The 25,286-nt window shown below is 65.4% G+C and carries 14 protein-coding genes; 6 read left to right on the forward strand and 8 right to left on the reverse strand.

Features of this window, described 5'->3' with window-relative positions; translation table 11 throughout:
• Positions 1-302 precede the first annotated feature (302 nt).
• A complete protein-coding gene (locus QN413_RS19205; protein ID WP_323498175.1) occupies positions 303-1,616 on the forward strand; it encodes a purine-cytosine permease family protein in 1,314 nt (437 codons plus the stop codon).
• 156 nt (positions 1,617-1,772) lie between these two features.
• Here the strand turns inward: QN413_RS19205 and QN413_RS19210 are convergent, their stop codons facing one another.
• Entirely contained in the window at positions 1,773-4,184 is a 2,412-nt protein-coding gene (locus tag QN413_RS19210; protein WP_323498176.1) for a PhoX family protein, read from the reverse strand.
• A 122-nt stretch (positions 4,185-4,306) separates the two neighbouring features.
• Here QN413_RS19210 and mdeB point away from each other — a divergent pair, with 122 nt between their 5' ends.
• Both mdeB and QN413_RS19220 read left to right on the forward strand, forming a co-directional pair.
• The gene (gene mdeB, locus QN413_RS19215) at positions 4,307-6,952 is read left to right on the forward strand and encodes an alpha-ketoglutarate dehydrogenase (RefSeq protein ID WP_323498177.1); all 2,646 of its coding nucleotides are present in this window, start codon (positions 4,307-4,309) and stop codon (positions 6,950-6,952) included.
• Positions 6,953-7,031: 79 nt separating this feature from the next.
• Entirely contained in the window at positions 7,032-8,738 is a 1,707-nt protein-coding gene (locus QN413_RS19220) for a bifunctional diguanylate cyclase/phosphodiesterase (RefSeq protein WP_323498178.1), read from the forward strand.
• 22 nt (positions 8,739-8,760) lie between these two features.
• On the opposite strand, the gene QN413_RS19225 is transcribed toward QN413_RS19220, so the two are convergent.
• The 6 genes from QN413_RS19225 to QN413_RS19250 all read right to left on the reverse strand — a co-directional run bounded on the left by QN413_RS19225 (position 8,761) and on the right by QN413_RS19250 (position 19,338).
• Complete coding sequence (locus QN413_RS19225) at positions 8,761-12,213, reverse strand: cellulose biosynthesis protein BcsC (protein ID WP_323498179.1); 3,453 nt, start codon at positions 12,211-12,213, stop codon at positions 8,761-8,763.
• Positions 12,189-13,367: a cellulose synthase complex periplasmic endoglucanase BcsZ gene (gene bcsZ, locus QN413_RS19230; protein ID WP_323498181.1), complete on the reverse strand. Its 1,179-nt coding sequence runs from the start codon at positions 13,365-13,367 to the stop codon at positions 12,189-12,191. The genes QN413_RS19225 and bcsZ overlap by 25 nt, the downstream gene beginning before the upstream one ends.
• Complete coding sequence (bcsB, locus tag QN413_RS19235) at positions 13,364-15,682, reverse strand: cellulose biosynthesis cyclic di-GMP-binding regulatory protein BcsB (protein WP_323498182.1); 2,319 nt, start codon at positions 15,680-15,682, stop codon at positions 13,364-13,366. The genes bcsZ and bcsB overlap by 4 nt, the downstream gene beginning before the upstream one ends.
• Positions 15,682-17,883, reverse strand: coding sequence for a UDP-forming cellulose synthase catalytic subunit (gene bcsA, locus QN413_RS19240; protein ID WP_323498184.1), 2,202 nt, complete (start codon positions 17,881-17,883; stop codon positions 15,682-15,684). The genes bcsB and bcsA overlap by 1 nt, the downstream gene beginning before the upstream one ends.
• Positions 17,865-18,095 (reverse strand): BcsR/BcsP family cellulose biosynthesis protein, encoded by a 231-nt coding sequence (gene bcsR / locus QN413_RS19245; protein ID WP_323498185.1) that lies wholly within the window; start codon positions 18,093-18,095, stop codon positions 17,865-17,867. Before bcsR ends, bcsA begins: the two co-directional genes overlap by 19 nt.
• Positions 18,096-18,327: 232 nt before the next feature.
• Positions 18,328-19,338 carry a diguanylate cyclase domain-containing protein gene (locus QN413_RS19250; RefSeq protein WP_323498186.1) on the reverse strand — a complete coding sequence of 337 codons (1,011 nt, stop codon included), beginning with the start codon at positions 19,336-19,338 and terminating at the stop codon, positions 18,328-18,330.
• Positions 19,339-19,453: 115 nt separating this feature from the next.
• Between QN413_RS19250 and QN413_RS19255 the strand changes: the two genes are divergently transcribed.
• Together QN413_RS19255 and ltnD are read left to right on the forward strand one after the other, a co-directional pair.
• Entirely contained in the window at positions 19,454-21,658 is a 2,205-nt protein-coding gene (locus QN413_RS19255; RefSeq protein ID WP_323498187.1) for a PAS domain-containing hybrid sensor histidine kinase/response regulator, read from the forward strand.
• A 25-nt stretch (positions 21,659-21,683) separates the two neighbouring features.
• Positions 21,684-22,595: an L-threonate dehydrogenase gene (gene ltnD, locus QN413_RS19260; RefSeq protein WP_323498188.1), complete on the forward strand. Its 912-nt coding sequence runs from the start codon at positions 21,684-21,686 to the stop codon at positions 22,593-22,595.
• Between the two features lie 11 nt (positions 22,596-22,606).
• On the opposite strand, the gene QN413_RS19265 is transcribed toward ltnD, so the two are convergent.
• Positions 22,607-24,256, reverse strand: coding sequence for an MFS transporter (locus QN413_RS19265; protein ID WP_323498189.1), 1,650 nt, complete (start codon positions 24,254-24,256; stop codon positions 22,607-22,609).
• Positions 24,257-24,296: 40 nt separating this feature from the next.
• Between QN413_RS19265 and QN413_RS19270 the strand changes: the two genes are divergently transcribed.
• Complete coding sequence (locus tag QN413_RS19270; protein WP_323498191.1) at positions 24,297-25,268, forward strand: DEAD/DEAH box helicase family protein; 972 nt, start codon at positions 24,297-24,299, stop codon at positions 25,266-25,268.
• Positions 25,269-25,286: the final 18 nt, after the last annotated feature.

Raw genomic sequence — 25,286 nt, forward strand, 5'->3', positions numbered from 1 at the left:
TCGGGACGCGACACACAACAGCAAGAAAACATGCCTGCCGCGCAATTGGGATTGCTTCGAGTGGGGAGTATTTCAGCAACGCGCTACGGTGGCATGGTCAATTTCTGATTATTAAAAAATAAATGACAGAGTGAATTAGTGATGCACCGTGCTGGTGAAGATTTAAAAAGCAATACGTGTTTTAGCGTATAACAATTCTTGTTTCCGGTGCGTAATTGGTTCATTGATAGTTATGATTTAAATCACACAAAAGGACGCTTTTCATCTAGTATTTAAAGACAAATTAACTCCGCGAAGGTTTTATGTCTGAACTTGACTCTGTACAGGAAGTGCTCAGCAATGAGTACGAGCACGAGGCGGTCCCGGCAAAAGCGCGGCGCAGTACGTTCTCCATCTCGATGGTCTGGCTCGGATTCCCGATGATCATTACCGGGGCCATGACCGGGTCGATCATGGTGGCAGGGATGGGTTTCAAATCGGCGCTGTGGGCCATGGTGATCGGCAATGCGCTGATGTTCGCCTATGTCGGGGCCAATGGCGTGCTCGGCACCACGCGCGGTCATAACTTTGCGTTGATCGCCAGCGCGGTGTTCGGCAAGAAGGGCTACGTGCTGGCCTCCGGCCTGCTTTCCACACTGCTGCTCGGCTGGTACGCGGTTCAGACCGGCATTACCGGCAACCTGATTCATACCGCTTTCAAACTGGACTATCTGACAATGACGGTGCCTGCGGGAGCGCTGTACCTGGGAATCATCTATGTCGGCATCAAAGGGCTGCACTGGATCGGCCTGGTGTCGGTACCTCTTTTCGTCGTGCTCGGCGGCTGGGTCGCTCTGGATTCGGCCTCCATTGCAGGTTGGGCCAAGGTTCTAGCCTATGCGGGCACCAAGCCTGAAATGTCGATGTCGTTCGGCGTGGCGCTGACCATCGTGATCACGCTGTTCGTCGATGCCGGAACCGTGACGGCCGATTTCAATCGTTGGGCCACCAATACGAAGTCTTCCCTGATTGCGACCTTCTGTGCTTTTCCGTTTGCCAATTTGCTGGCCATGCTTGTCGGTGGCGTAATGACGGCTGCGCTGGCGCTGCCTGACCCGCAACCTTTTGGACTGGACAATATGTTCGGCTATTTAATCGGGCAAAACAAACCATGGCTGTCTGTGCTTGCGTTCGTTTTTCTTTTCTGCAATCTGGGCTCGGTCTGCGCGCACTGTCTCTATAACTCAGCGGTTGGCTGGTCACGCATCGGTGGTGGGCGGATGCGTTTGTTTGCCGTGGGTCTGGCGGTCGTTGGTATCTTTATTGCAGCAGCCAATGTGTGGGCGCTGTTCATTCCATGGCTCTCGGTACTCGGCATTCTGGTGCCCCCGATCGGAGCGATCGTGCTTGCGGATCTGTATTTCATTCGGCCCGGTGCAACCATCGAAGCCAATTGGAGGCCGCGCGCATTCATTGCCTGGATCGTCGGTTCACTTGTCGCCTTTGCAGTGGAAACCTTTGCCCCTCAGATGTCGACCGCCATCTGCGCCTTTATTGCCGGCGGCGCGTGCTATTTCGCGTTGAATACCGGGCCCGCACGTCAGCCATCTGTCGAGTTGGGTTCGTTGAAGCCGTAGTTCCCGGCACGCGGGGCTGACCATGACCGGGCAACCTGTGTCCAGGTTCGTTTCCGCCATCGGTGACGATGTGCGACACGACCGGCACCGGGTCACAGGCCGGAGCGGTGCCCTCAAGCCCTCGGCATCGTCGTCGATGTCGGCGGCAATCAACGTCTACAACCCGATGATCCCGCCGTTGTTCTTCGTGATCATCACCGTCGCTGAACGCGGGCGCGCCACGGCACCACCGGGACCATAAGGCAGCGCGATGCCGGCGCCGGTGCCTGGCCAATGGCTCTCGTACTTGGTCGGGTCGCCGATGTTCGCGGCGGCGGTGTTCTCGCCCGGATGCTGGATGTTGATGAACAGCGCCTTGCCGTCCGGCGACTCGGCCAGGCCAGTCACTTCCGATCCCTTCGGCGCCGTCAAGAAGCGCTTGAAAATCGTGTCGGTCATCTTCTTGCCGGCATAGGTCGTGACGGTCACCGGCGCGGTGCCGGCGGTGCCCGGCTTGCCGTTGGGCTGGTTCACCACCTCGATCTTTCCGCCGTCGCCGTAGCTGCCCGGGATGGCTGCCAGCAGCATGCAGTTGGTGACGTCGTAATAGGCGTTGTCGTCGGTCTCGATCCACAGGATGCCGCTGGCGCGCGAGAACCAGCAGCCGTCGGGCTTGGAGAGATCGTTGAAGTCGGAGAGCCCCGACAGGTTCACGTTCTTCTGGTAGTTGACATCGTCCAGCCCTGCATCGGCCTTGGCCTGGCTGCCGAAGAGGTAGATGTCCCAGTTGAAGGTGGTGGCCGATGCGTCGTTGCCGGTCTCGCGAATGCGCATGACCTGGCCGTTGACGTCGCCCTTGTTGGCCTGCACCGCAGCGTTTTGTGTAGTGATGGCCTTGTTGTCGAGCCAGTAGCGCGGAAAGGCCGGATCCACGTCGGGGTTGGGCACGTTGTTGCTGCTGGTGGAGCCGACGTTGCCACGGTCCGGGTTCTCCGTCATGGTGATGTAGATCTCTCCATTGAGCGGATTCACCGCCGTCCATTCGGGGCGATCGCACTTGGTGGCGCCGGCCGCATCGGCAGCCAGACGCGCGTTGACCAGCACGTCGGCCAGGTCGGCGAAAGCGTAGGCCGTGTTGCCCGAAATCGCCGCGTTGGTCAGGTCGAGCTTGAGCCAGGTGCCGCTGCCGTCGGCGTTGAACTTGGCTGCGTAGAGCGTGCCGTCGTCCAGGTACTTGGCGCCGGTCGCGAGGCGGTCGCTCGGGTTCGCATTGGCCGCGATCCAGGTGGCTTTCGAGACGTACTTGTAGACGTACTCGCTGCGCGAATCGTCGCCCATGTAGAAGGCCAGCGGTTTGCCGACAACCGGGTTGCTCGGCCATGCACCTTCGTGCGCGAAGCGGCCGAGGCCGGTGTGCTTGACGGGTGTGGACGACAGGTCGTACGGATCGATTTCGACGACCCAGCCAAAGGTGTTGTGCGTGTTGCGGAAGTCGTCCGTACCGTCGGTCGATGCGCCGGTTTTGCTGGCGTTCCAGCGTTGGTATTCGGTACTCGCGGGGTCGGCTGCAACCACGGTCGACCAGCGCTGGCCGCCCGTCACGTTCTGCTTCAGCCCGATGCGCAGGAAGGCCGTGAGTTCCTTGGGCGTGCGTTGCGCATCGTCGGCCGCGCCACGGGTGAAGAAGCCGGCGAAGTTCTCTTCGCAAGTGAGGTACGTGCCCCACGGCGTGTACCCGCTGGCGCAGTTGCCGATCATCCCGCGCGTGGTTGTGCCGGCGGGTGAGTACAGCGTCTTCAGCAAGGCCGTGCCTTTGGCCGGACCGCCGAATGTCATCGGCGTGCGTGGCGTGATGCGGCGGTTGAAGGTCGATGTCTTGACGGTCGCCAGCTTGCCGCCGCTGCGGGCCAATTCGACCACCGATGCGCCGTGCGCCTCGACTTCTTTCAGCGCTTCGGCTTCGGGCCGTGCACCGGCAGTAGCGCCGGCATTGGTCTGGCCGTTCGGGTGCATAAAGGCCACCGTGCCGTTGATGGCTTCGTGGTTGATGCACATCAGGCCGCGGTCGCTGTTGGTCAGCGTCGGCTTGCCGTCGCCGGTCAGGCCGAAGAAGTGCATGCCGTCGTGCTGGTCGCCGCTGCGGCGGCCGAAGTTGTCGTCGGTGCCGTCGTTCTTGTAGTCGCTGACGGCCGGGTCGATCGAGTCGCCGGTCGCGTAGATCACGGTCGCGGTGTAGCCGAGCGGCACGACGATGCTGTCGGCCAGACTCTTGCTCACTGCCGTGAAGCCCAGCGCTGGACCAGCGGCTGGCGCGGGTGCCGGTGCAGGGGGCGGCGGTGCGGGCACCGGTGCGGGAGCGGGCGCCGGCGAAATGATCGGGAAGCCGCCGCCACCGCCGCAGGCACTCAGTGCCAGCGGGCCGAGCGTCGCGGCAGCGAGTGCGCCGACGCCGCCGCGCAGCAGATGCCGCCGATGCATGCGTGTGGCGATGACGTCACCGAGCGCTGTGTTGGCGCTCGGGTTGTTGTCGAAGTCGTCCGGGTCGGCGTACGGATTGACAAGAGAAGTCGGAAGCGTTCTATCGTTCATGGCGGGCTATGGCTTTTGTTGCTAGCTGACGGGAGCCTGACCATATCCACGCGATGTGACGGTTTCGTGGCAATGCGCGGCAGTGGCGATACTGTCGAAGCACACCGAATCGGAACCAACGAATGAACGCCTTGTCCACGCTTCAACTCAGTGTCCTCGCTGGCGCGCCCACGGGGGCGTGGGCGGGGGACCCTGACCCGCAGGAAACAGCCGAGTGGCGCGACGCCTTCGCCGCGCTGGTCGAAGCCAGTGGCCCGGAGCGCGCAAAGCAGATCCTCGACGCTCTCGCCGAGCAGGCCCGCGCCCAACGCATCGGCTGGCAACCCGAGCTGTGCACGCCGTACGTCAACACCATCGCCGTCGATGCGCAACCGGCCTTCCCCGGCGACCTCGCGATCGAAGAACGCCTGGCCTCCCTCATGCGCTGGAACGCGCTGGCGATGGTGGTGCGCGCCAACCATTCCTACGGCGAACTCGGCGGCCACATCGCCAGCTACGCCAGCGCGGCCGATCTGTTCGAGATGGGCTTCAACCACTTCTTTCATGCCAAGAACGAGGGCCATCGTGGTGATCTGGTGTTCTTCCAGCCGCACAGCGCGCCGGGTGTCTACGCAAGGGCGTTTCTCGAAGGCCGACTGAGCGAAGACGATCTCACGCACTACCGCCAGGAGCTGACCGCCCCCGCCTTCACCCAGGGCAAGGGCGCACGCGGCCTGAGCAGCTACCCGCATCCCTACCTGATGCCCGACTTCTGGCAATTCCCGACCGGCTCGATGGGCATCGGCCCGATCAGCTCGATCTACCACGCGCGCTTTATGCGCTACCTCACCGACCGCCAACTGCTCGACTGCACCAAGCGAAAAGTCTGGGGCGTGTTCGGCGACGGCGAGATGGACGAGCCCGAATCCATGAGCGCACTGACCCTGGCTGCGCGCGAGAAGCTCGACAACCTGGTGTGGGTCGTCAACTGCAACCTGCAGCGCCTGGACGGCCCGGTGCGCGGCAACGGCCGCATCATCGACGAGCTCGAAAAGCTCTTCGCCGGGGCAGGATGGAACGTCGTCAAGCTGATCTGGGGCAGCGACTGGGACGGCCTCTTCGCGCGCGACACCACCGGCGCGCTGGCCCGCGCCTTCGCCAACACGGTCGACGGTCAGATGCAGACATTCGCCGCAAAGGACGGCCGCTTCAACCGCGACACCTTCTTTGGCCAGAACGAAGAGTTGAAGCGCCTGGCGCAAGGCATGACCGACGAACAGATCGATCGCCTCAAGCGCGGCGGCCACGACTTCGTGAAGATCCACGCCGCCTACGCCGCAGCGGCTGCACACGTCGGGCAGCCGACCGTCATCCTGGCCCACACCAAGAAGGGCTACGGCATGGGTGCGGGGCAAGGCAAGATGACCACGCACTCGCACAAGAAGTTCGAGAGTGCCGACCTCATCGGCTTTCGCAATCGCTTCAACCTGCCGCTCTCGGACGAGCAGGCGACCTCGCTGTCTTTCTACAAGCCGGCCGACGACAGCGCCGAGATGCGCTACCTGAAGGGGCATCGCGAAGCGCTCGGTGGCGCGATGCCGCGACGCGAAACCGAGTGCGACATCGTGCCCGTGCCAACCATCGATGCCTACGCCAAGTTCGCGCTCGAAGCCGACGGCAAGGACATGAGCACCACCATGGCGTTCGTCCGCATGCTCGGCGCGCTGATGAAAGACAAGGCATTGGGCCCGCGCGTGGTGCCCATCGTGGCCGACGAGGCGCGCACCTTCGGCATGGCCAACCTGTTCAAGCAGGTCGGCATCTATTCGAGCGTGGGCCAGCGCTATGCGCCGGAAGACATCGACACCATCCTGAGCTACCGCGAAGCCACCGACGGGCAGATCCTGGAAGAAGGCATCAGCGAGGCCGGTGCCATCGCCAGCTGGACCGCTGCCGCGACGAGCTACAGCGTGCACGGCCTCGCGATGCTGCCGTTCTACATCTACTACTCGATGTTCGGCTTCCAGCGCGTCGGCGACCAGATCTGGGCAGCCGCCGACCAGCGCTCGCGCGGCTTTCTGCTCGGCGCCACATCGGGCCGCACCACGCTCGGCGGCGAAGGGCTGCAGCACCAGGATGGCACCAGCCATCTGATCGCAGCGACCATCCCCAATTGCAAGGCCTACGACCCGGCCTTCGCCGGCGAGATGGCGGTGATCGTCGATGCCGGCATGCGCGAGATGCTGGTCGAGCAGAAGGACGTCTTCTACTACGTGACCTTGATGAACGAGAACTACGCGCAGCCGAGCCTGCCGGCGCAAGTGCATGCGGATGTGTTGCGCGGGTGCTATCGGTTCGGACGGTACGGTGAAGCGAAGGGAGTCGCGGACGTCACGCTATTGGGCTCCGGCGCAATCCTCACGGAAGTCATCAAGGCAGCGCAGCAACTGGCGAGCGAGGGCATCGCGGTCGATGTGTTCAGCGTTACCAGCTGGAGCGAGGTCGCGCGCGATGGCGGCGCGTGCGAGGCGGCGGCGTTGCGTGGCGATGCCGTCTCAATGCCCTTCATCGCCCAGCAACTCGGCCGGGGCAACGGCCCCGTCGTCGCCGCGACCGACTATGTCCGTGCCGTGCCTGAAAGCGTGCGCGCCTACCTGCCCGAAGGCCGGCGCTACCTCACGCTCGGCACCGACGGCTTCGGCCGCAGCGACACGCGTGCCGCCCTCCGCGACTTCTTCGGTGTCGATGCGGCCAGCATCGTTCGGGCTGCGCGGCACGCGATGCGCTGAGTCGTCGCCTAACGCTGTTTTGTGCGCTCGATGCGATTCCTGCGCCCCGGCGGGCGTACTTTGGTGAACAATTGCCGCCATGTTCACCCGCACGCTCGTCGGCCACCTCAAGATTCGCGATGGGCAGATCCTCTGGGCCGACGTGGACGCGCACCACATGCTGGGCTACGCGCCGGGCTCGCTGACCGATCTGCCGTTGACCGAGGTGTTCGAACCGGTGGCCGTTGAAGCGGGAGTCGGGGGTGGCCCCACGGTCGGCGCAAAAACCACATTCAGCACCGAAGCCCTGAGCGACGTCGCGGTGCCGGCGCTGGGCGTGGTCGAGCGCGACAACGTCGTCTTACGCGCGCTGCACGGCGAGGGGCTGCGTGTTGCCATGCGTGCGGAGCGCATGGATGACCAGTCCATTCTGTGGAGCTTCGGTCTGAAGGCGAGCGGCGCGCGCGCCGAGCGGCTTGACATGCTGTCGCGACACGACGCACTCACCCGGCTGCCCAACCGCATTCCAACCCTCGAAGAACTGCAGCGCGCGCCGCACATGCACGACGGCGACCCCGAGCGGCTGCTGGCGATCTGCTATCTCGACCTCGACCAGTTCCGCAACGTCAACGACGGCTTCGGCCCGGTCGGCGGCGATGCCGTATTGCGCGAAGTGGCGCGCCGGCTCAAGGCCGCGGTGCCGCACGATGCCACCGTGGCCCGCGTCGGCGGCGACGAGTTCGCGCTGGTGATGTCGTTCACCAGCCAGACGCAATGCGACGATTTGATCGAGCAGGTGCTGGCCCGACTGGCCCACCCGTTCCGGCTGCAGGAACGCACCACGCGCATTCGCGTCAGCGTCGGCGTGGCGTTGATGCGCTATGGCGAGGAGCCGACCGAAGTGCTGCTGCAGCACGCGCGTTATGCGCTCTTCTTCGCCAAGCGCGGTGGTGGCAGTCAGGTGCAGTATTTCGACGCGTCGCGTGCGCTCGAGCAGCACCAGGAGCAGCAGATTCGCCAGCGCATCCGCAGCGGTCTGGAGCAAAAGGAATTTGTGTTGGCGTACCAGCCCAAGGTTGACATGGCGCACGGCAAGGTCATCGGCATGGAGGCGCTGGTGCGCTGGCAACATCCGCAATACGGGCTGATGCAGCCGGTCGCTTTCGTGCCGCTCATCGAAGACCACGAACTGGTCGAGCTGCTCGGCGACTGGGTCATCGGCGAGTCGATGCGGCAGGCGGCAGCGTGGCTCGATGGCGGTTTGCGCACGTCGATCAGCGTCAACATCAGCCCGCGCCATTTGCTGCGGCCCGACTTCATCGAGCGGCTGACGCGGCACCTGGCGCGCTATCCGCAACTGCAGCCCGGCGTGCTCGAACTCGAAATCCTGGAGACGACGGCCATCAAGGACTTCGGTGCGGTGGCCGACTTCATCCTGGCCTGCAAGATGCTCGGTGTGCCGGTCACGCTGGACGACTTCGGCACCGGCTATTCATCGCTCACCTACCTGCGCCAGTTGCCGGTGGCAGCGCTCAAGCTCGACCAGTCTTTCGTGCGCGGCATGGTCGAGGACGCAGAAGACCGGGCCATCGTCGAAGGCATCCTGGTGATGGCGCATGGCCTGGGTCGCAAAACCATTGCAGAGGGCGTCGAGTCGGTCGCGCATGGCGATGCGCTGATGGCGCTCGGCTGCACGCTCGGTCAGGGCTACGGCATCGCCCGGCCGATGTTCGCGCCGCAGATTCCGGAGTGGATCGCGGAGTTCGAGCGCGCGCCGCCGTGGGGACACGCGGCACCTGCGGCTTGAAGCAACGCCCCAAAGCAACGCTTCAAAGCAGCGGCGTGTAAGGGGAGCTGAGCGGACGCAGCGTGGCGCCACCGTTGCGCGACCGGCCTGCCTCCGACGAGCCGCCGAATAGGTAGCGCAGGTAGATGCCGCCGGTGACCTGGCGGTAGTTCTGCGCATTGTTGAAGCTCAGCAAACCACCCAGGTAGACCTGCGGTGCCAACTGGTATTCGAGCAGGCCGGCCAGGTTGTAGGCGAGGCCGGTCTTGCTCGATTCCAGGTACGAGCCAGTGAACGGCACGCTGTTGACGCCGAGCGCCGTGGCGACCGCGGTCGCGCGGGCGGCGTCCGACTGGCGTGTGGGGTCGGTCGGGAAATACGGCGAATCGTTCTGGGTGAACGACTGCACGCCCAACGATGCGTTGAGCCGCCACGACAGACGGTCGTCCTGGCCGGTCCAGTCGATTGGAAACGCGACGCTCATGTAGCGCTGCGGACTGAAGTAGCCGCCCTGCCCGAAGGTGTAGTAGCTCAGGTTCTTGTCGTAGTGCAGCAGGTCGATGTTGATGCCCGCGGTGAGGCTCGACGTGGCGCTCTTCATCAGGTGCACGTAGATGCCGCCGCCCAGTTCGGCGCGATTGTTGTTCTGCACGTTGGTGCCGGTCAGCGCGTGGTACGAACCGTAGCCGTAGAAGCCGTAGGTGCCGTTGTCGCGCGTCAGGTCGAGCCGGCCACCGGTCGCGACCACGCCGCCGAACTTCTCTCCGGTGCGCGCATCTTTGGCACCTGCGAAAGACAGCAGGCTGTCGGTCACCGCGCGGCGCGACAGCTCGCCCTTCAGCGACACCTTGTCACTGAGCTGGCCGGCGTAGCTGACGTTGCCGATGACATTGGTCTCAGGAAAGCCGAGCGGCGTGGTGCCGATGCTGGCGCTCAAGTTCTTGCCTTCGTAGCCCACGCTCAGTCCGACGCCGCTGGCGGTCTGCGAGCCGACGGCCGGTGCGGTGCCCTGCAGTTGCGCGAGCGCGGCGGCCGGCCCGGCGCCGAAGCGACCGGCCGCGCCGAACGCCGGCGACAGCGTGCCGGCATCGAGAAACGTCGGCGTCGCACCGAGCACGATCTTGCCGTTGCCGACCGGGATGCGGGCCTCGATCGGGATCTCCCTGTCCGACAGCCTGCTCATGCCGGCCTCGCCGGCGCGTGTGCGAAAGCTGGTGCCGACGCTCAGGGTCGGACGGCGTTCGGCTTCGAGCGCTTGCAACTCGGCCAGCACCGGATCGACCGTCGGCGTGCCGGGCAACGGCATGCCTGCGAACACGGCAGCGCGCAAGTACTGCTCGGCCAGCGCGTTGTCTCCGGCGTCGCGATAGATGCGGCCGGCCGCAGCCAGGACGCGCGATTCGTCGGGTGCCTGTTGCAGCGCAGCGGCGATGTAGCGCTCGGCTTCGTTGTGGTCGCGCAATGCGCTCGCGCTGCCGGCCGCCGCGATGAGCGTGTCGACATCGGTCGGGCTGCGCTGCAGGATGCGCTGGTACAGCGCCAGCGCCTGACGTTCGTCGTGCGCGGCCGAGTACAGGCGCGCACGCGCCGCCATCACCTGTGGGTCGTTCGGTCGCTCGGCCACCAGTGGCGCGATCGCGTCGTGGGCGGCTTCGAGATTGCCGGTATCGCGCAGCGCATCGGTCTGACGCAGCGTGAAGGCGACACGCAAGCTGTCGAAATCGCTGCGTTGCGCAGCCGTCATGTTGGCGCCCAGCGCGGCCTCGGCCTGTGCCAGCACCTCGCGTGCCGCCGCCAGCTGGCCCTGCATTGCAAGCGCTTGCGCACGCTGTGCCTGGCCCTGCGCCCACAGGCGGTTCTGCAGCGCCGACATGTCGAGCGTGCGGGCGTTGGCGGGGATGCGATCGAGGTACTGCAGGCCGGACGCCGGGTCGCCTGAATCGGATGCGAACAAGGCGCTGGCATACAACGCGTCGGGCTTGTCGGGCTGTGACAGCAAGAGGCCGTCCATCAGGTCGCGCGCCTGTGTCATGAGGCCGTCGCGCCGATAGATGCTGGCGAGGTCGAGTCGCACCCACGGGCTGTCGGGCGCGGTGAGCCTCGCGTCTTCGAGCGTGCGTTGCGCACCGGCGTTGTCGCCCGCTTCGACTTGGGCGCGGGCTTGCGCGCGCGCCTGTTCGACGCGCACGCGTGAGCCTTGCCCGGCATCACCGGACGGGCCCGCGGCAAGGCGCAGATCGGCCAGCGCTTTTTGCCCGACGGGCTCGCGTGCATCGAGCTTCACAGCGCGCTCCAGCAGCGCGCGCGCGGCGGTCGTGTCGTTCCTGTCGCGCGCCGCGGTGGCTTGGCCGATCAGCGTCCAGTAGCTGGCGCTGCGCAAGGCCGATGCCCATTTGCCGCCGTTCGGTGCCTTCGATGCCTGTCGCAGCAACGGCTCGGCTTCGGCAAATCGCTTCTGCCTGAGACGGATCAAACCGAGCCCGCCGAGTGCGTCGAGATCACCGGGTTGCGCGTGCAACGCTTGCCGAAAGCGCTGCTGCGCCAGGGCGTTGTCGCCGCGGTCCAGTGCCTTGAAGCCTTCGCCGAGCGCTTGTGCAGCCGGCGAAGCGGTCGATGCCTTGCGTTCTGCCGTGAGCGTGCCGAGCCGCGCCGAAACGGCCGCGTCGGGCTGACCCGCCAGGTAGTCCTGATAGAGCGGGGCGTCGCCCGCACCAGCGTCGAGCCAGAGCAACGCCTGCCGCCAACTTGCCCTGGCGCGCGCCGTCACGCCGGGTTGGCTGGACAGGTCTGCCAGTTGCTTGATGCCGTCGCGCCGGCTCGGCGCGCGGTAGGTGTCTAACTGCGCCGATGCGAGCCTGGCGTTGAGGTTGCTCGGCTGGTCTTTGATCAGCTGCGCGACGCCCTTGCGGGCCTCGTCGTAGCCCTGCTGCGTACCGCCCAGCACCTCGTAGAACTCGAGCGCCAGTGGTGTCGGGGGTGGCCGGTTGTCGAACAGCGCGCGATAGAGCTGCACGGCTTCAACCGCGTGGCCGGCCTGCGCGGCGGCGCGGGCACGCTGCAGGTCGCTGGCCGGTGCACCGGGCTGCCGAGCCTGCTGCTGCAGACGCGCCACACGCGCATCGGTCGGGTGCGCGCTTTGCAGTTGTGTGATCCAGCCGCGTGCGGCTTCGGCATTGCCGCGAGTGAGCTCGACCTGCGCCATGCCGTACATCGCATCGGCCGACTTCGGATCGACGCGCAGCAGCTTCGTCCAGCTCGCTTCCGCGAGCTCCGCGCGACCGAGGCTCTGCCAGTAGTTGCCTTGCTCGATCAGGGCCGAGCGCGCGTCGCTCTGCGCGAAAGCCGAACCACCGGCGCCGGCCCCTGCGCACAAGGTACCGAGCAAGCCGAGCCGGACGATCCATTGCCGTGCCGGAGCGCGTTGCCGCACCGAGGTCGGCGACAAAGCGAAGGGCGCATGGAGGGGGGTGTTCATGTCGGTCGTGCGGAAGGACATGGAGACTTCCAATGGGTTTGCAGCTCGCCGGTCTTGCCGAAGGCGAAGCGGCCCTCGAGCCAGCCCTGGCCGAAGAGGATCAGCACGCGTTCGTAGTACGGGAGCGGCTTGTGCGTCGGGGACAGCGGCGGCAAAGAAGGCACGGGGGCGCCTTGCGCCTTGAGGTACGGCAACAGCGCCGCGCTGTAGCCGGTCGGGCCGATGCCGCGGCCGACGCCTGTCGCCGTGTCGACGTACTCGGGCATCGGCTTGCCTTGCTCGATGGCGTGCCGCGGGCCGTAGAGGTGCTTGTGGAGCGAAGTGCGGGCCGGGTCTTCGGCATCCAGCATGCCGGCCCACAGGTACACGCGAATCGCGTCGTAGCTGCCGACCGGACCCTTGTCCGGGTCGGCGACGAAGCCCTTGTCGTCGCTCGACCAGGCACACCAGTCGGGCGCGAAGCCTTGCGGCGTGACGGCACCGACCATGCGCAGCGTGTTGTCGGCAATCTCGCCCCACGGCCCTCGCGGCGACTCCTGCTGAAAGTAGCGCAGCAATTGCAGGGGCATGTAGCTGGGATTGAGCCGCCAGGTCGGGCCCTTGGCCACTGACTGCGGCCAAGGCAAGAGCATGCGGCCGAGTCCGTCAAGCGTCGTGACTTCGTCGCGCGCGACCATTTGCAGCACGGCACGGCCGAGCGAGCGATAGCGCGGCAGGTTCCACAGGCGGCCCGCTTCGAGCAGGGAATAGGCGAGCCACAGGTCAGCGTCGGAAGCGGGATTGCTGTCGAGCACGCCCCAGCTTTTGCCGTCGGGCTGGCGTCCCCATTGCCAGGCCGGCAAGCGCGTGGCAAGACTGCCGCCGGCCAGGTTGGTGTCGGTCCATGTCAGCACGCGGGCGAAGGTGTCGCGGTCGTTGTGCACCAGCGCAAAGAACAGGCCGTACGACTGGCTCTCGGAGGTCGACTGCTGTTGCGGCGTGTCGAAGTCGATCACGCGGCCATCGGCCTGGATGTGGCGTGCGGCAAAGCGCGACCAGTCGGACGACGTGATGCAGTCGCCGGCGCCAGCGCGCGCCCAGGCAGGCCATGCGGCAAGGCTCGCAGCAAGCGGTGACAGCGCCAGGCCGGCCAGCCAGCGACGCCGGTCTGCGATGGAGGAAACAAATGGATTCATTGGCGACGCAAGCGCTTGCGGGCCAGCAATTGCAGACTGGCGAAAGAGACGCCGGCACCCAGCAGCGCGACGAGCACGACCAGCCCTGCCAGCAGCAACGGGCTGCGCGACAGGTTCCATTGCAGCCAGGTGAACGGCGGTAGCGTGCCCACGTAGTAGGTCTCGCCGCTCAGCAGGCTGCTCACCTGCGCCGACCGCACGATCGACATGCTGCCCTGGATGCGTTGCAGCAGATCGGGCGTCAGCAGCGCGTTGACGAGCGCTGGTTGCGAGGCTTCGTTGGCCACCACCGCGACCACGCTGCGGCCGGCACGAAGCGGCGACTGAAAGCCCGCCAGCACGGCATCGGTGCGCTCTTCGAACACCGACATCTGCGTGGTGCTGGTGGGCAGGTCTTCGCGTTGACGCGAGCCCTGGATCAAATTCAGCGTGTCTTCGAACCAGGTACCGATGTGGAACTGCTCGGCGCCCTGGCCTGCAGCTGCGGCAGGGTCGCGCCGCAACGGCATCTGTGCGGCCCATCGGGTGAAGAGCGGCTGGTTCTTCAGGTTGCCGAGCACCAGCAGATCCTTGTCGGCCCACTGATCGACGTTGGAAGCCGAGCCGACCGTGACGCGCAGGGCCGGGTAGCCGGTCACGTCGCCGATGTGGCCCATCAGCGCGAGGTAGGTTTCGATGTCGCCCCGCTCCGCGCGATCGGGCATCACGACCGCGGTTTCGGCCAGGTCGGCCATCCGCGAAAACGGGAAGCCGCCATTTGCGTAAGCGGCCAGTTCGGGCATCGCGATGTAGTGCGGAAAGCTCGATACGTCGATGGTCGAGGTCGGGTCGATGCCGCCGCGCACGTTGTCCAGTACGGGTGTGCAGGTGGTCCTCGGCTGCTCGAAGTAGTAGTGCATCCGGAGCTGGCTGCGCGAGCCCATGGCGAGCGGCGGCAGATGCAGCTGGGTGCTGTGCAGGGCCGAACCATCGGGCAGCAACTTCAGCGCGAACACGTTCCACCAGGCATCGCTCGCCATGTTGGCCGCACGCAGCGGCAACGATCCGATGAAGGTGTCGTTGACGCTCAGGTTCAGCGTCGATTGGTCGGGCCGCACGCGGGGCGTGTAGCGGTATTGCAGGTCGAGCGGGATGCCGCGGCTGCGCCAGGTGAAGAGGTCTGGCGGGATCAGCAGATCGACCTTGACCACATCCGGCGTGTAGCCCGACACGGAAAAAACGGGCCCTGGTGCCAGCTCGCCGAGCATGACAGGGCGGTCACTTGAAATCCATCGCGGCGCATCGTGCGGCTTGCGCGGCGCGGGCAACTGCAGGTCGGCGATGGTCGAGGTCGCGCCGGTGAACGCGCGGCTGTTGAGTGCCAGCGCCGATGCAGCGGTGGTCAGCTCGGCAGCGTTGCGGCCCATCACCAGCAACAGCTTGAAGGCCGGGTCGCGTGGATGGTCGACCACGGTCAGAGTCGGTCCTTTGATCGCTGGCAGGATGAGGCCTGCGATGCTGCTCTCCGGCGTGGCAAAGACGACTGTGTGCGCCGCAGTGGGCAACTCTCCGGTCGTCACCGGAAAGGTCGCGCCGCGATAGCCGGCAAGCCCGCCGAGCCACGACGACACGATGCCGGCCGCACTCAGCGCAGCGGTGGTCGACGCTGCAGAGGCCGACGCTCCGGCGAAGACGAACGGAATGCTCGCGCGCCGCACGTCGCGCCGGTCGAAGAAGGGCTGCGGCAGCGTCGCGAGGTCGCTCGTGACCTTGAGCGGCGTCACGTTGAGCGTCAGCGCGCTCGACGCGTCGACGGTGGCCCACAGGCTGCTGTGGTCGGGGTCTTCGCATTCGTTCGTGTAGTGCGCGACCAGCTCGATGTTGATGCGGTTGAAGTCCGCGATGAGGCGGCGGTCGATCGGGATGTCGACGGTCTGCGGTTTGCCTGCCTCGGCCGCGCCATACGGCAAGGTCGTCACCTCGACATCGTTCACGCTCACCTTGAGGTGCGACAGCGCGGGAATGAGCGACGGCGAGAAGGCGTAGTTGAGCCGCAGAGAAGCAGCGGTGACGAGCTCGTCGGCACGCACGCTGAACGGAATGCCGACAGTCCCGCTGACGCCACGCAGCTTGATGGCGTAGTTGAGCCCGAGCTGTGTGAGGTTGAGCGTGCGGGGGTCGCCGCTGGCGGCTGGAACAGCCGCGGGCAATGCCGGCACGGCGCTCGCCGCAGGCCGGGCTTGCGCCCATGCGATGTCGACCGGTGCAGTCGCCAAAACGAGCAGCGCGACGACGCCGCACACGACGCCGGAACGGGCAACGAGAGCGGCGCGCATCAGATCGGATCCTTGGCGTCGCGCAGGGCGGCCGTGGCGGGCGCCGGCGCGTGGAACTTGCCGGCTGCGGCATGAAGATAGTGAGCGAACATGTCTTTGAATCCGATGGCGCTGATGTGCGCGATGCGTGCCATGACGCGGTGAGCCGCCATGCGCGGATGGTTGCCCCAGCGCGCGACCCAGATGTCGGCGCGGGCGGTGGTGCACTGCACCAGCGCGCGCTCCTGCGCGAAGCTCATGGCGTCGAAGCGCAGGCCCATCCGCTTGCCGCTGTTGAAGCGAACGACGGCCGGGAAGCGGTACTCGGTGCTGCCGCGATAGAGCGCGACTTCGAACGGCGTCGCATCCTCGGCCAGCACCTCGGTCGGCAGGTCGAGGGCGAGGCCGCCGGTCGAAAAATCGGAGGTGGTGCAGTGCATCGAACGGCCGTCGGCAAAGTACAGCGTGGCCGGCACTTCGAGCGCGACGCGATGTGCGCTGCGCACCTGGCGCGACTCGTTGGCGGCCGCCACGCAGGCGCCGAGGATCATCAGGTTGTAGACGGTCCACGCCAGGTTGAGCCACACCGTCGCGATGTTGTCGGCATCCACGAAGGTGAGACGCCACAAGCCGACGACGACGCCGACGAAGTTGATCGCCATCAGCAACATGCTCGCGCGCGCGATCTCGGCGTCGAAATATTGCTTCTGGATCAGGCCGCCCTTGGCCGTCACGTTAAAGCTGCCGAGCTTGGGATTGATGAGCGCGACCAGCGTCGGCCTGAAGATGTACCAGGCCAGTACCGCCTCGTACACCTCGTTCCAGAACAGATACCTGAACCGCCCCTGCACCCTGCTGTTGGTGAAGTTGGCGTGGAACACGTGCGGCAGCGCGTAGGCGAAGATCATCGAGGCCGAGGCGTGGATCACGCTCGCGCCGAAGAACAGGTAAGCCAGTGGCGCTGTGAGGTAAATGATGCGCGGCAGGCCGTACAGGAAGTGCAGCATCGCGTTGAGGTAGCAAAGGCGCTGCGCCCAGCTCAGGCCCTTGCCGAACAGCGGGTTGTCGATGCGAAAGATCTGGGTCATGCCGCGCGCCCAGCGAATGCGTTGCCCGACATGGCCCGACAGGCTTTCGGTCGCCAGGCCCGCCGCTTGCGGCAGCGCGAGGTACGCGGTGCTGTAGCCGAGCCGATGGATCTTGAGCGCGGTGTGCGCGTCTTCGGTCACCGTCTCGGTGGCGATACCGCCGACCTCTTCGCAGATGGTCCGCCGCAGCACGGCGCACGAGCCGCAAAAGAAGGTCGCGTTCCAGAGGTCGTTGCCGTCCTGGATAAGGCCGTAGAACAACTCGCCTTCGTTCGGCACCGTGCCGAAGGTATCGAGGTTCTTCTCGAACGGATCGGGCGAGAAGAAGTAGTGCGGCAACTGCACCATGCCGAGCTTGGGCTCGCGGCCGAACCAGCCCAATGCGATCTGCATGAACGACCGCGTCGGAATATGGTCGCAGTCGAAGATGGCGACGAACTCACCGCTGGTGTTCTTCAGCGCGGCGTTGATGTTGCCGGCCTTGGCGTGCTTGTTGTCGGTGCGGGTGACGTGCGCTACGCCGACCGCCTCGCAGAACACGCGGAACTCTTCGCGCCGCCCGTCGTCCAGCACGAAGATGTTGATCTTGTCGCGCGGCCAGTCGATCGCCTGCGCGGCAAGCACCGTCGGGCGCACCACCGACAGCGGCTCGTTGTAGGTCGGGATGAAGACGTCGATGGTCGGCCAGACTGCCGGGTCGGCCGGCATGGGTACGGGCTTGCGGCCGAGCGGCCAAGCGGTCTGGACATAGCCGAGCAGCAGCACGATGAAGGCGTAGACCTCCGCCATCAACAGACCCGCGCCGAGCACGACCTGGAGCGCGCTGTCCATGGTCATCGTCTCGGTCACGCGCCAGTACATGTAGCGCGACGATGCCACCACGGAAAGAAAGATAAGCACCAGGCTGGCGAAGCGTCCGGCAAAGCGGTTGACGACGAGACCGGTGATCAAAATGACAACCGACAGCGTGAGCTGCTGGTGCAGCGTCAGCGGCGTGATGACGACGGCGGGCAGTAGCGCGAAGGTGGCGACCCAAGCGACGACACGCAGCACCGGATGGTCGAGCAGCAGCGACTCGGCCGGTGGCGGCTCGGGCGGCAGCGTGACGACGTTGGTCAGCTGGGTCTGCGCCATCGGGACAGCAAGCCACGCCGTGCCGTCACGGCGGAGGGCGGCACAGGCTCGGGCGCCGGTGCAGTCGCGGGGAAAGGCGAAATCAGTGGCCGTACGCCCACATCGGCAGCGGGCTCGTCGCGTGGCGCGAACTCCTTGTATGTCGTCGGATCGCCGCCGAACTTACGGAACAGGCAAGCGATGTCCTCGGGCTGATCGCCTTCGGTCGTCATGGAAATTCAAGGCCGTCACTCGAGTCGGCAGCGAATGCCCGATCGAATTCGGGCCACTGAACCGAGCAAGTAGAACGTTCGTGGTACTTCAAGAGGGTTTTGTGGGAAATCATGAGCGAATCTGAGAGATTTCATTTTCGCGGACGACCTCCTTGTTGCCAACCAACATGGCGTGCACAACGCCCTGCTGTTGCATATGTGCGATTGCGGACAAGCGCAATCGCCGCGACCGCTAAGCCGCGCCGACCACCCGATTACGTCCGTCGTACTTGGCGCAATAGAGCCGGGCATCCGCTGCGGCGATCAGATCGGTCGAGCGCGTCGCGACACTGGCCGTCATCGTCGCAACTCCGATGCTCACGGTGACATTGGCGCCTGCGACCGAAGGATGCGGAATGCCCAATGCCTCGACAACACGGCGCACGCGTTCGCCGATTTCACAGGCCGCTTCGGCACCGACGAGGGGGAGGATCACGGCAAACTCTTCACCGCCGAATCGCGCGGCAAGACTCATCGGTTCGACCATCGCGCCCTGCACCGCTTGCGCGACCCGCTGCAGCGCGTCGTCTCCTGCGAGGTGGCCGAACGCATCGTTGAAGAGCTTGAAGTAGTCGACATCGATCATCAACAGAGACAGCACGGAGGCGTCTTTTTGGGATGTGGCCCACGCCTGCTCGATGTACGTGTTGAAGTAGCGACGGTTTGCGAGGCCGGTCAGTCCATCCGAGTTGGTCAGGCGCTGCAGCTCCATGTTGCTTTGCCGCAGCTTCGTCCGGCTCTCGTGCAGTGCGCGATAGGCGTTGTCGCGCTGAAGCAGAGCCATGTAGGAGCGTGAGTGGTAGCGCACGCGCGCCATCAACTCGATCGGCTCCGGCAGCTTGACCAGGTAGTCGTTGGCGCCGATGGCGAAGGCCGCCTTCTTCATCGCTGGCTCGTCGTTGGACGACAGCACGATGATCGGGATGTTGCGCAGCGAGGGGATCGAGCGATAGGCCATGACCAGATCGAGCCCATTGGCGTCCGGCATGTCGAGGTCTTGCAGGATGACAGTGGGACGGCAAGCGCGCGCCGTGTCGATCGCTGCGGTGGCGTCGTTGCACTCGTGGAATCCGATGGCTGTGTCGCTCGACAGCATCTTGCGAACGATCAGACCGATGACTGGCTGGTCGTCGACCAGCAGCACCGTGGCGCTCTCTGCCTCGGCATCATCCTCATCGTTTTTAAGTCCAACGTTCGCGTGCATACTCGTTTTGGCTTATGCGCCAAAAGGCGCCGTGGATTTGTTCGGCAAATGATTTTTTGATCGAGCACTAATTCGTTTTCATTATTACGCCTCGAAGTTACAACCCGCATCTGAAATGACAAATGCTGAGCACGACGACGCCTTGCAAGGTGCGCTGGTCCGCATCGAGCGGCTGTCCGAAGAGCGCGATGCGCTCGACGCGTTGACGCTGCGCCAGGCCGAAGAAATCGAAGCCTCGCGCAAGACGCTGGTGTCGGCGCGGCGCCACATGCTGGTCGCCGAGGCAGCGCGCGTTGCGCAGTGGGAGTGCGATGTGCCGAGCGGCCGCATTTTTCTCAGCCTGCGCTGGGACGAGATGATCGGTGATGCCGCGCCCGACAGTCTTTGGGATCTGCGCGGACTGCTGTCGCGGGTGCATCCCGAGGATGTGCTGGCGGTGCGCGCCGCATTCGAGGCTGCCCTCAATGGCAACAACGATCGCTATTCGGTCGAGCACCGCGTGGCGGCAGCCACCGGGTGGATCTGGATCGAGAGCATCGGAATGATCACCGAGCGCGATGCCGCCGGTGCCCCGCTGAAGCTCACCGGCTACAACCGCGACATCACGGCGCGCCGCGAGATGCTGGCCGAGATCGACAAGGCGCGCGCCGAGGCCGAGGAAAGCAGCCGCGCCAAAGGCGAGTTCCTCGCCAACATGAGCCACGAAGTGCGCACGCCGCTCAACGCGATCCTCGGACTCACTCGGCTCCTTCACCAGTCGAAGCTCGATGCCGAGCAGCGGCGCTACCTGCAACTGGTCGACAGCTCGGCCACCGCCTTGCTGGGCTTGCTGAACGACGTGCTCGACCTGTCCAAGATCGAAGCCGGCAAGCTGGTCTTCGAGCAGATCCGCTTCGACGTCGAACGCTGGATCAACGACGTGGTCGCGCTGCACGTCCCGGCTGCGGAAAAGAAAGGCGTGAGTGTCGACATCGACATCGAGCCCGATGTACCGCCGGTGGTCGTGGGTGACCCCGGGCGGTTGCGCCAGGTGATGTCGAACCTGATGTCGAACGCCATCAAGTTCACCGAACGCGGCAGCATCCATGTCACGCTGGCTGTCGACGACGACCAGGGCGATCTTCCGCCGCGTCGGCAGCGGCTGCTGTTCTCGGTGCGCGACACTGGCATCGGCATCCCGGAGGACAAGCAGCGGCAGATTTTTGAGGCCTTCACGCAGGCCGATGCATCGACCACACGGCGACACGGCGGCACCGGCCTGGGCTTGGCGATTTGTGCGCGGCTGGTGAACATGATGGAGGGCGAGGTCCGGGTCGAGAGTCGACCGCAGCAGGGCAGCACCTTCAGCTTCACCGCCGTGTTCGACGAGGCCAACGACGACTTCAGCGTGCTGTCGGAGCCGGCTCCGCTCGACATGCTCACGGTGCACGGCCTGAACGTGCTGCTGGCGGAAGACCATGCCGTCAACGAGTTGTTGATGCGCCGGCTGCTGGGCGACATGGGGTGCACCTTCACGGTCGTGCGCAACGGCGAGGAGGCCGTGAGCGCGTGGCAACGGCAGCGCTTCGATCTGGTGCTGATGGACGTGCAGATGCCGGTCATGAGCGGCTTCGATGCCACCGCGCAGATTCGCGCGCGCGAAGCGGCGATGCCCGGCCGCCCGCGCACGCCCATCGTCGCGCTCACCGCGCATGCGATGGCCGGCGATCGCGAGCGTTGCCTTGCCGAGGGCATGGACGGCTATGTCTCCAAGCCCGTGTCGCCCGCGCGGCTGGCCGAGGCCATGCAGTCGGCGATGCGCGCGTCGAGCGAGGTGCCTGAAGTGCTCGTGCCTGAATTCGATTTCGACCTGAGCGCCTTTCCGAGCAGGCCGGCGCCAGTGGCGCCCGTTTCACTTTCGGCACCGTCGGTGCGCAAGACGATCACCGCCGTGGTGACAGCGCCAGCGCCTATCGCCTCTGCGCCTGCTCCCGAGCGCAAGGGCGCATCGGCACTGGACCTTGCGCGGCTCATGGAGACCATGGGCAACGACATGGCGTCTGTCCGTGAACTCGCCGGCGTGATGCGAGAAGACATCGCGCTGCGGCGCCGCGCCATTCGCAAGGCCTCGATCGCGCGTGACGCGCCGGTGCTGCTACAGCACGTTCACGCGCTCAAAGGCGCCTTCTCGGCCATCTTCGCGCTTGGCGCGGCACAGGCTTCGCGTCAACTGGAATCAGCGGTGCGCGCAGAGCAATGGATCGAGGTGCTGTATTGCGTGAACGTGCTCGACCGCGAAGCGACGCGAGTCGATGTCGATCTGGAAAAACTACTGGCTTAGCTACACAACAAAAGGAGACGACAAGATGACGTTGAAGATTGGTCTGATCGGCCTCGGTGCCATGGGCAGCGGCATGGCGCAATCGTTGCGCCGCAAGGGCTTCGACCTGCGCGTGTTCGATGTGCGCAAAGAAGTTGCCGATGCGTTCGCTAAAGACGGCGGCGCCGCCTGTGCGTCGCTGGCCGAGTTGGGTGCGCAGTGCGACGTGGTGGTCTCGGTGGTCGTGAACGCGGCGCAGACCGAGAGCGTGCTGTTCGGCAGTGTTGGTGACAAAGGCGCAAACGGCGTCGCGTCCACGATGAAGCCCGGCAGTGTGTTCGTGATGTGTTCCACCGTCGACCCGACCGTGTCGATCGCCTTCGAGTCCCGCCTGAAGGCCATGGGCCTGCTGTACATCGATGCGCCAATTTCCGGTGGTGCCGCGCGGGCCGCCAGCGGCGAGATGACGATGATGACGGCCGCGACACCCGAGGCTTATGCCAAGGTCGGCGAAGTGCTCGATGCAATGGCCGCCAAGGTCTACCGCCTGGGTGACAAGGCCGGCGCGGGCAGCAAGGTCAAGGTCATCAACCAGTTGCTGGCCGGCGTGCACATTGCCGCGGCGGCGGAGGCGATGGCACTCGGCCTGCGTGAAGGCGTCGACCCGGCCGCGCTGTACGAAGTCATCACGCACAGCGCCGGCAACAGCTGGATGTTCGAAAACCGGATGGCCCACGTGCTCGCCGCCGACTACACACCGTTGTCGGCCGTCGACATCTTCGTGAAAGACCTCGGCATCGTGCTCGACATGGCGCGCGCGACTAAGTTTCCGTTGCCGTTGTCGAGCACCGCGCACCAGATGTTCATGCAAGCCTCGACCGCCGGCTTTGCGAAGGAAGACGACAGCGCGGTGATCAAGATCTTCCCTGGCATCGAATTGCCCACGAAGAAGCCCTGACGCAGAGCGCGTCAGCGCCGGACTATGTAGCGCGTGACGACCGGTGGGCCTTCTCCCAGATGAAACGCGAGCCGGCGTTCACGCAGCGCCAGATCGGCGGCGGTCGCACGGTTGAAGCGCCGCAGATGCTCGGTCCACGACGCATCGACGATCTGCTCGACATAGCGTTCCGGCTCGCGAATGTCGTTGAGCAGTTCCCAGCCGATCGCGCCTTCGGCCAGGCGCGTGCGGCGCGTCTGCTGCATCACCAGATGAAAGGTCGCGGCCCGTGCCGGATCGATGATGTACTCGACCGTGATGACGACGCGGCCTTCGCCCGGTGCCGGATGCGCAGGCGCCTGCGCCCAGCCTTCACGCGCGGGGCTCAGGTCGTTGTCTTCGTCGCTGCCGCCGCCATCCACCACGTAGCGCAACGCCAGGCCCATCATCAGAACGCCGCTCACGGCACCGATCAGCAAGGCGGTCTGCAGCGTGCCGACAGTGGCGATCTGGCCCCACACGGCAGCACCGAAAGCGGTCGCACCCATGATGGCCATCTGGTACATCGACATGCCGCGGGCTCGCACCCAGTCCGGCAATGCGAGTTGGGCCGACACCGACAGTGAATTGGCCACAGTGATCCAGGCGGCACCGGCGAAGAACATGGCGGGCACTGCGACCCAGGTGTTGGGCGCGTAGGCCATCACAGCCGTGGCGGCCGACTGGATGAGCGTGCCGCGCAGCACCAGTTGATCGCGGTCGAAAGCCTGGCGCAACCGCGGCAGGAACAGCACCACGACGATCGCACCCGCACCCATCGAAGCGAGCAACAGCGTGAAGGTGCCGGCATCGCCGCCGTGCAGGCCGCGCGCCAGCAAAGGCAGCAGGGCGAGCAGCGCGGTGGAATGCAGGAAGAAGATCGAGATGCGCACGAGCACCGCGCGCATGCGCTGCGATTGCCGCACGAACTGCACGCCGACGCGCATCGCGCCGATGAGCTTTTCACGCCCGAGCGGATTGGGTATGTGCTCGCGCCGCCAGCGCATCACGACAAAGCCGGAGGCCACCGACAGCACCGCGTTGAGTCCGAAAACCCAGACGCTGCCCGCACTGGCGATGATCGCGCCGGCCAGCAGCGGGCCGATGATGCGCGATGCGTTCATCGCGATGCCGTTGAGGCCGAGCGCTGCCGGCAATTGGGTGCGCGGCACCAGCTCCGGCACGATGGCCGCGAACACCGGCCAGCGCATCGCCAGCCCGATGCCGTTGGCGAAGGTGAGTGCCAGCAGCAGCGGCGCGTTGATGAGGTCGAGCACGCTCGCTGCGCACAGCACGACGGCGGCGCCGGCCAGCCAGAACTGCGTGGCGATCAGCCAGCGCCGCCGATCCAGGATGTCCGCCAATGCGCCGCTCGGCAGTCCGAGCAGGAACACCGGCAAGGTCGAGGCCGACTGAACCAGCGCGACCCAGATCGGCGTCGTGGTGAGCGTGGTCATCATCCACGCCGCCGCCACGTCGTTCATCCACATGCAGACATTGGCGATGAGCCAGGTGCTCCACAGCATGCGGAACACCGGCAGGCTCAGCGGGTCGAACGCGCCGACGCGAGGAGCGTGCCTTTCGATGGCGGGCTCAGGTGGATTTTCTGCGTCCGCGGTCGAGTCGGGGAAGATCGGTGGCATCTGGTGTCGATTGTCGCGGCTCGCACACAATGCACGCTGCATGACACCCGAAGCCAAAGCCCGCCAACACATCGACGAAAAGCTTGTCGCAGCCGGCTGGGTGGTGCAGGACATGAAGCAGCTCAACCTCGGCGCCAGTCTGGGTGTCGTGGTGCGGGAGTATCCGACCGGCACTGGCCCGGCGGACTACGTGCTGTTCATCGACCGCCAGGCGGTGGGCGTCATCGAGGCCAAGCCAGACGCCACCATCCTCACATTTGTCGAAGAGCAAACCGCCCGCTATGCAGGCAGCGCGCTCAAGTGGCGCCTGCCGGGTCTGCCTGCGTTGCCGTTTTTGTTTGAGAGCACCGGCCAGGTCATCCACTTCACCGACGGCCGTGACCCGGCGCCGCGCTCACGCGAGTTGTTCCACTTCTTCCGTCCTGAGCATCTGGCCGTGCTGGTCACGCAGCCCGACACCTTGCGGCGCCGGCTCGCTGAAGGCATGCCGGCACTGCCGGAGCGCAACCTGCGCGACTGCCAGGTCAGCGCCGTGACCGGCCTGGAGAAATCGCTGGCGCTGAACAAACCGCGTGCGCTGGTGCACATGGCCACCGGCGCGGGCAAGACCTTCACCGCCATCACCTCGGTCTACCGTTTGCTGAAGTTCGGTGGCGCCAAGCGCGTGCTGTTTCTGGTCGACACGCGCAACCTCGGCAAGCAGGCGCACCAGGAGTTCATGGCCTACACGCCGCCCGACGACGGCCGCAAGTTCACCGAGCTGTACAACGTGCAGCGTCTCGCTTCGAGCCATATCGACCCGCATGCGCAAGTCGTCATCAGCACCATCCAGCGCATGTACTCGGTGCTGTCGGGCGAGGCGATCGACGAGTCGACTGAGGACGTGTCGCTCAACGAAGTCCAGCAGTTGCCCAAACAAGCCAAGGTGGTGCGCTACAACGCCGGCGGCCAATGGCGGCGAGTACGTCGCGTTGACGGTAGCCCGTTCATGGGGTGTTGCCTCCACCACTGACGGGCGCTATTTCTTGCG

It is taken from the genome of Variovorax sp. LG9.2, assembly GCF_035018885.1.
Classification (GTDB): Bacteria; Pseudomonadota; Gammaproteobacteria; order Burkholderiales; family Burkholderiaceae_C; genus Variovorax.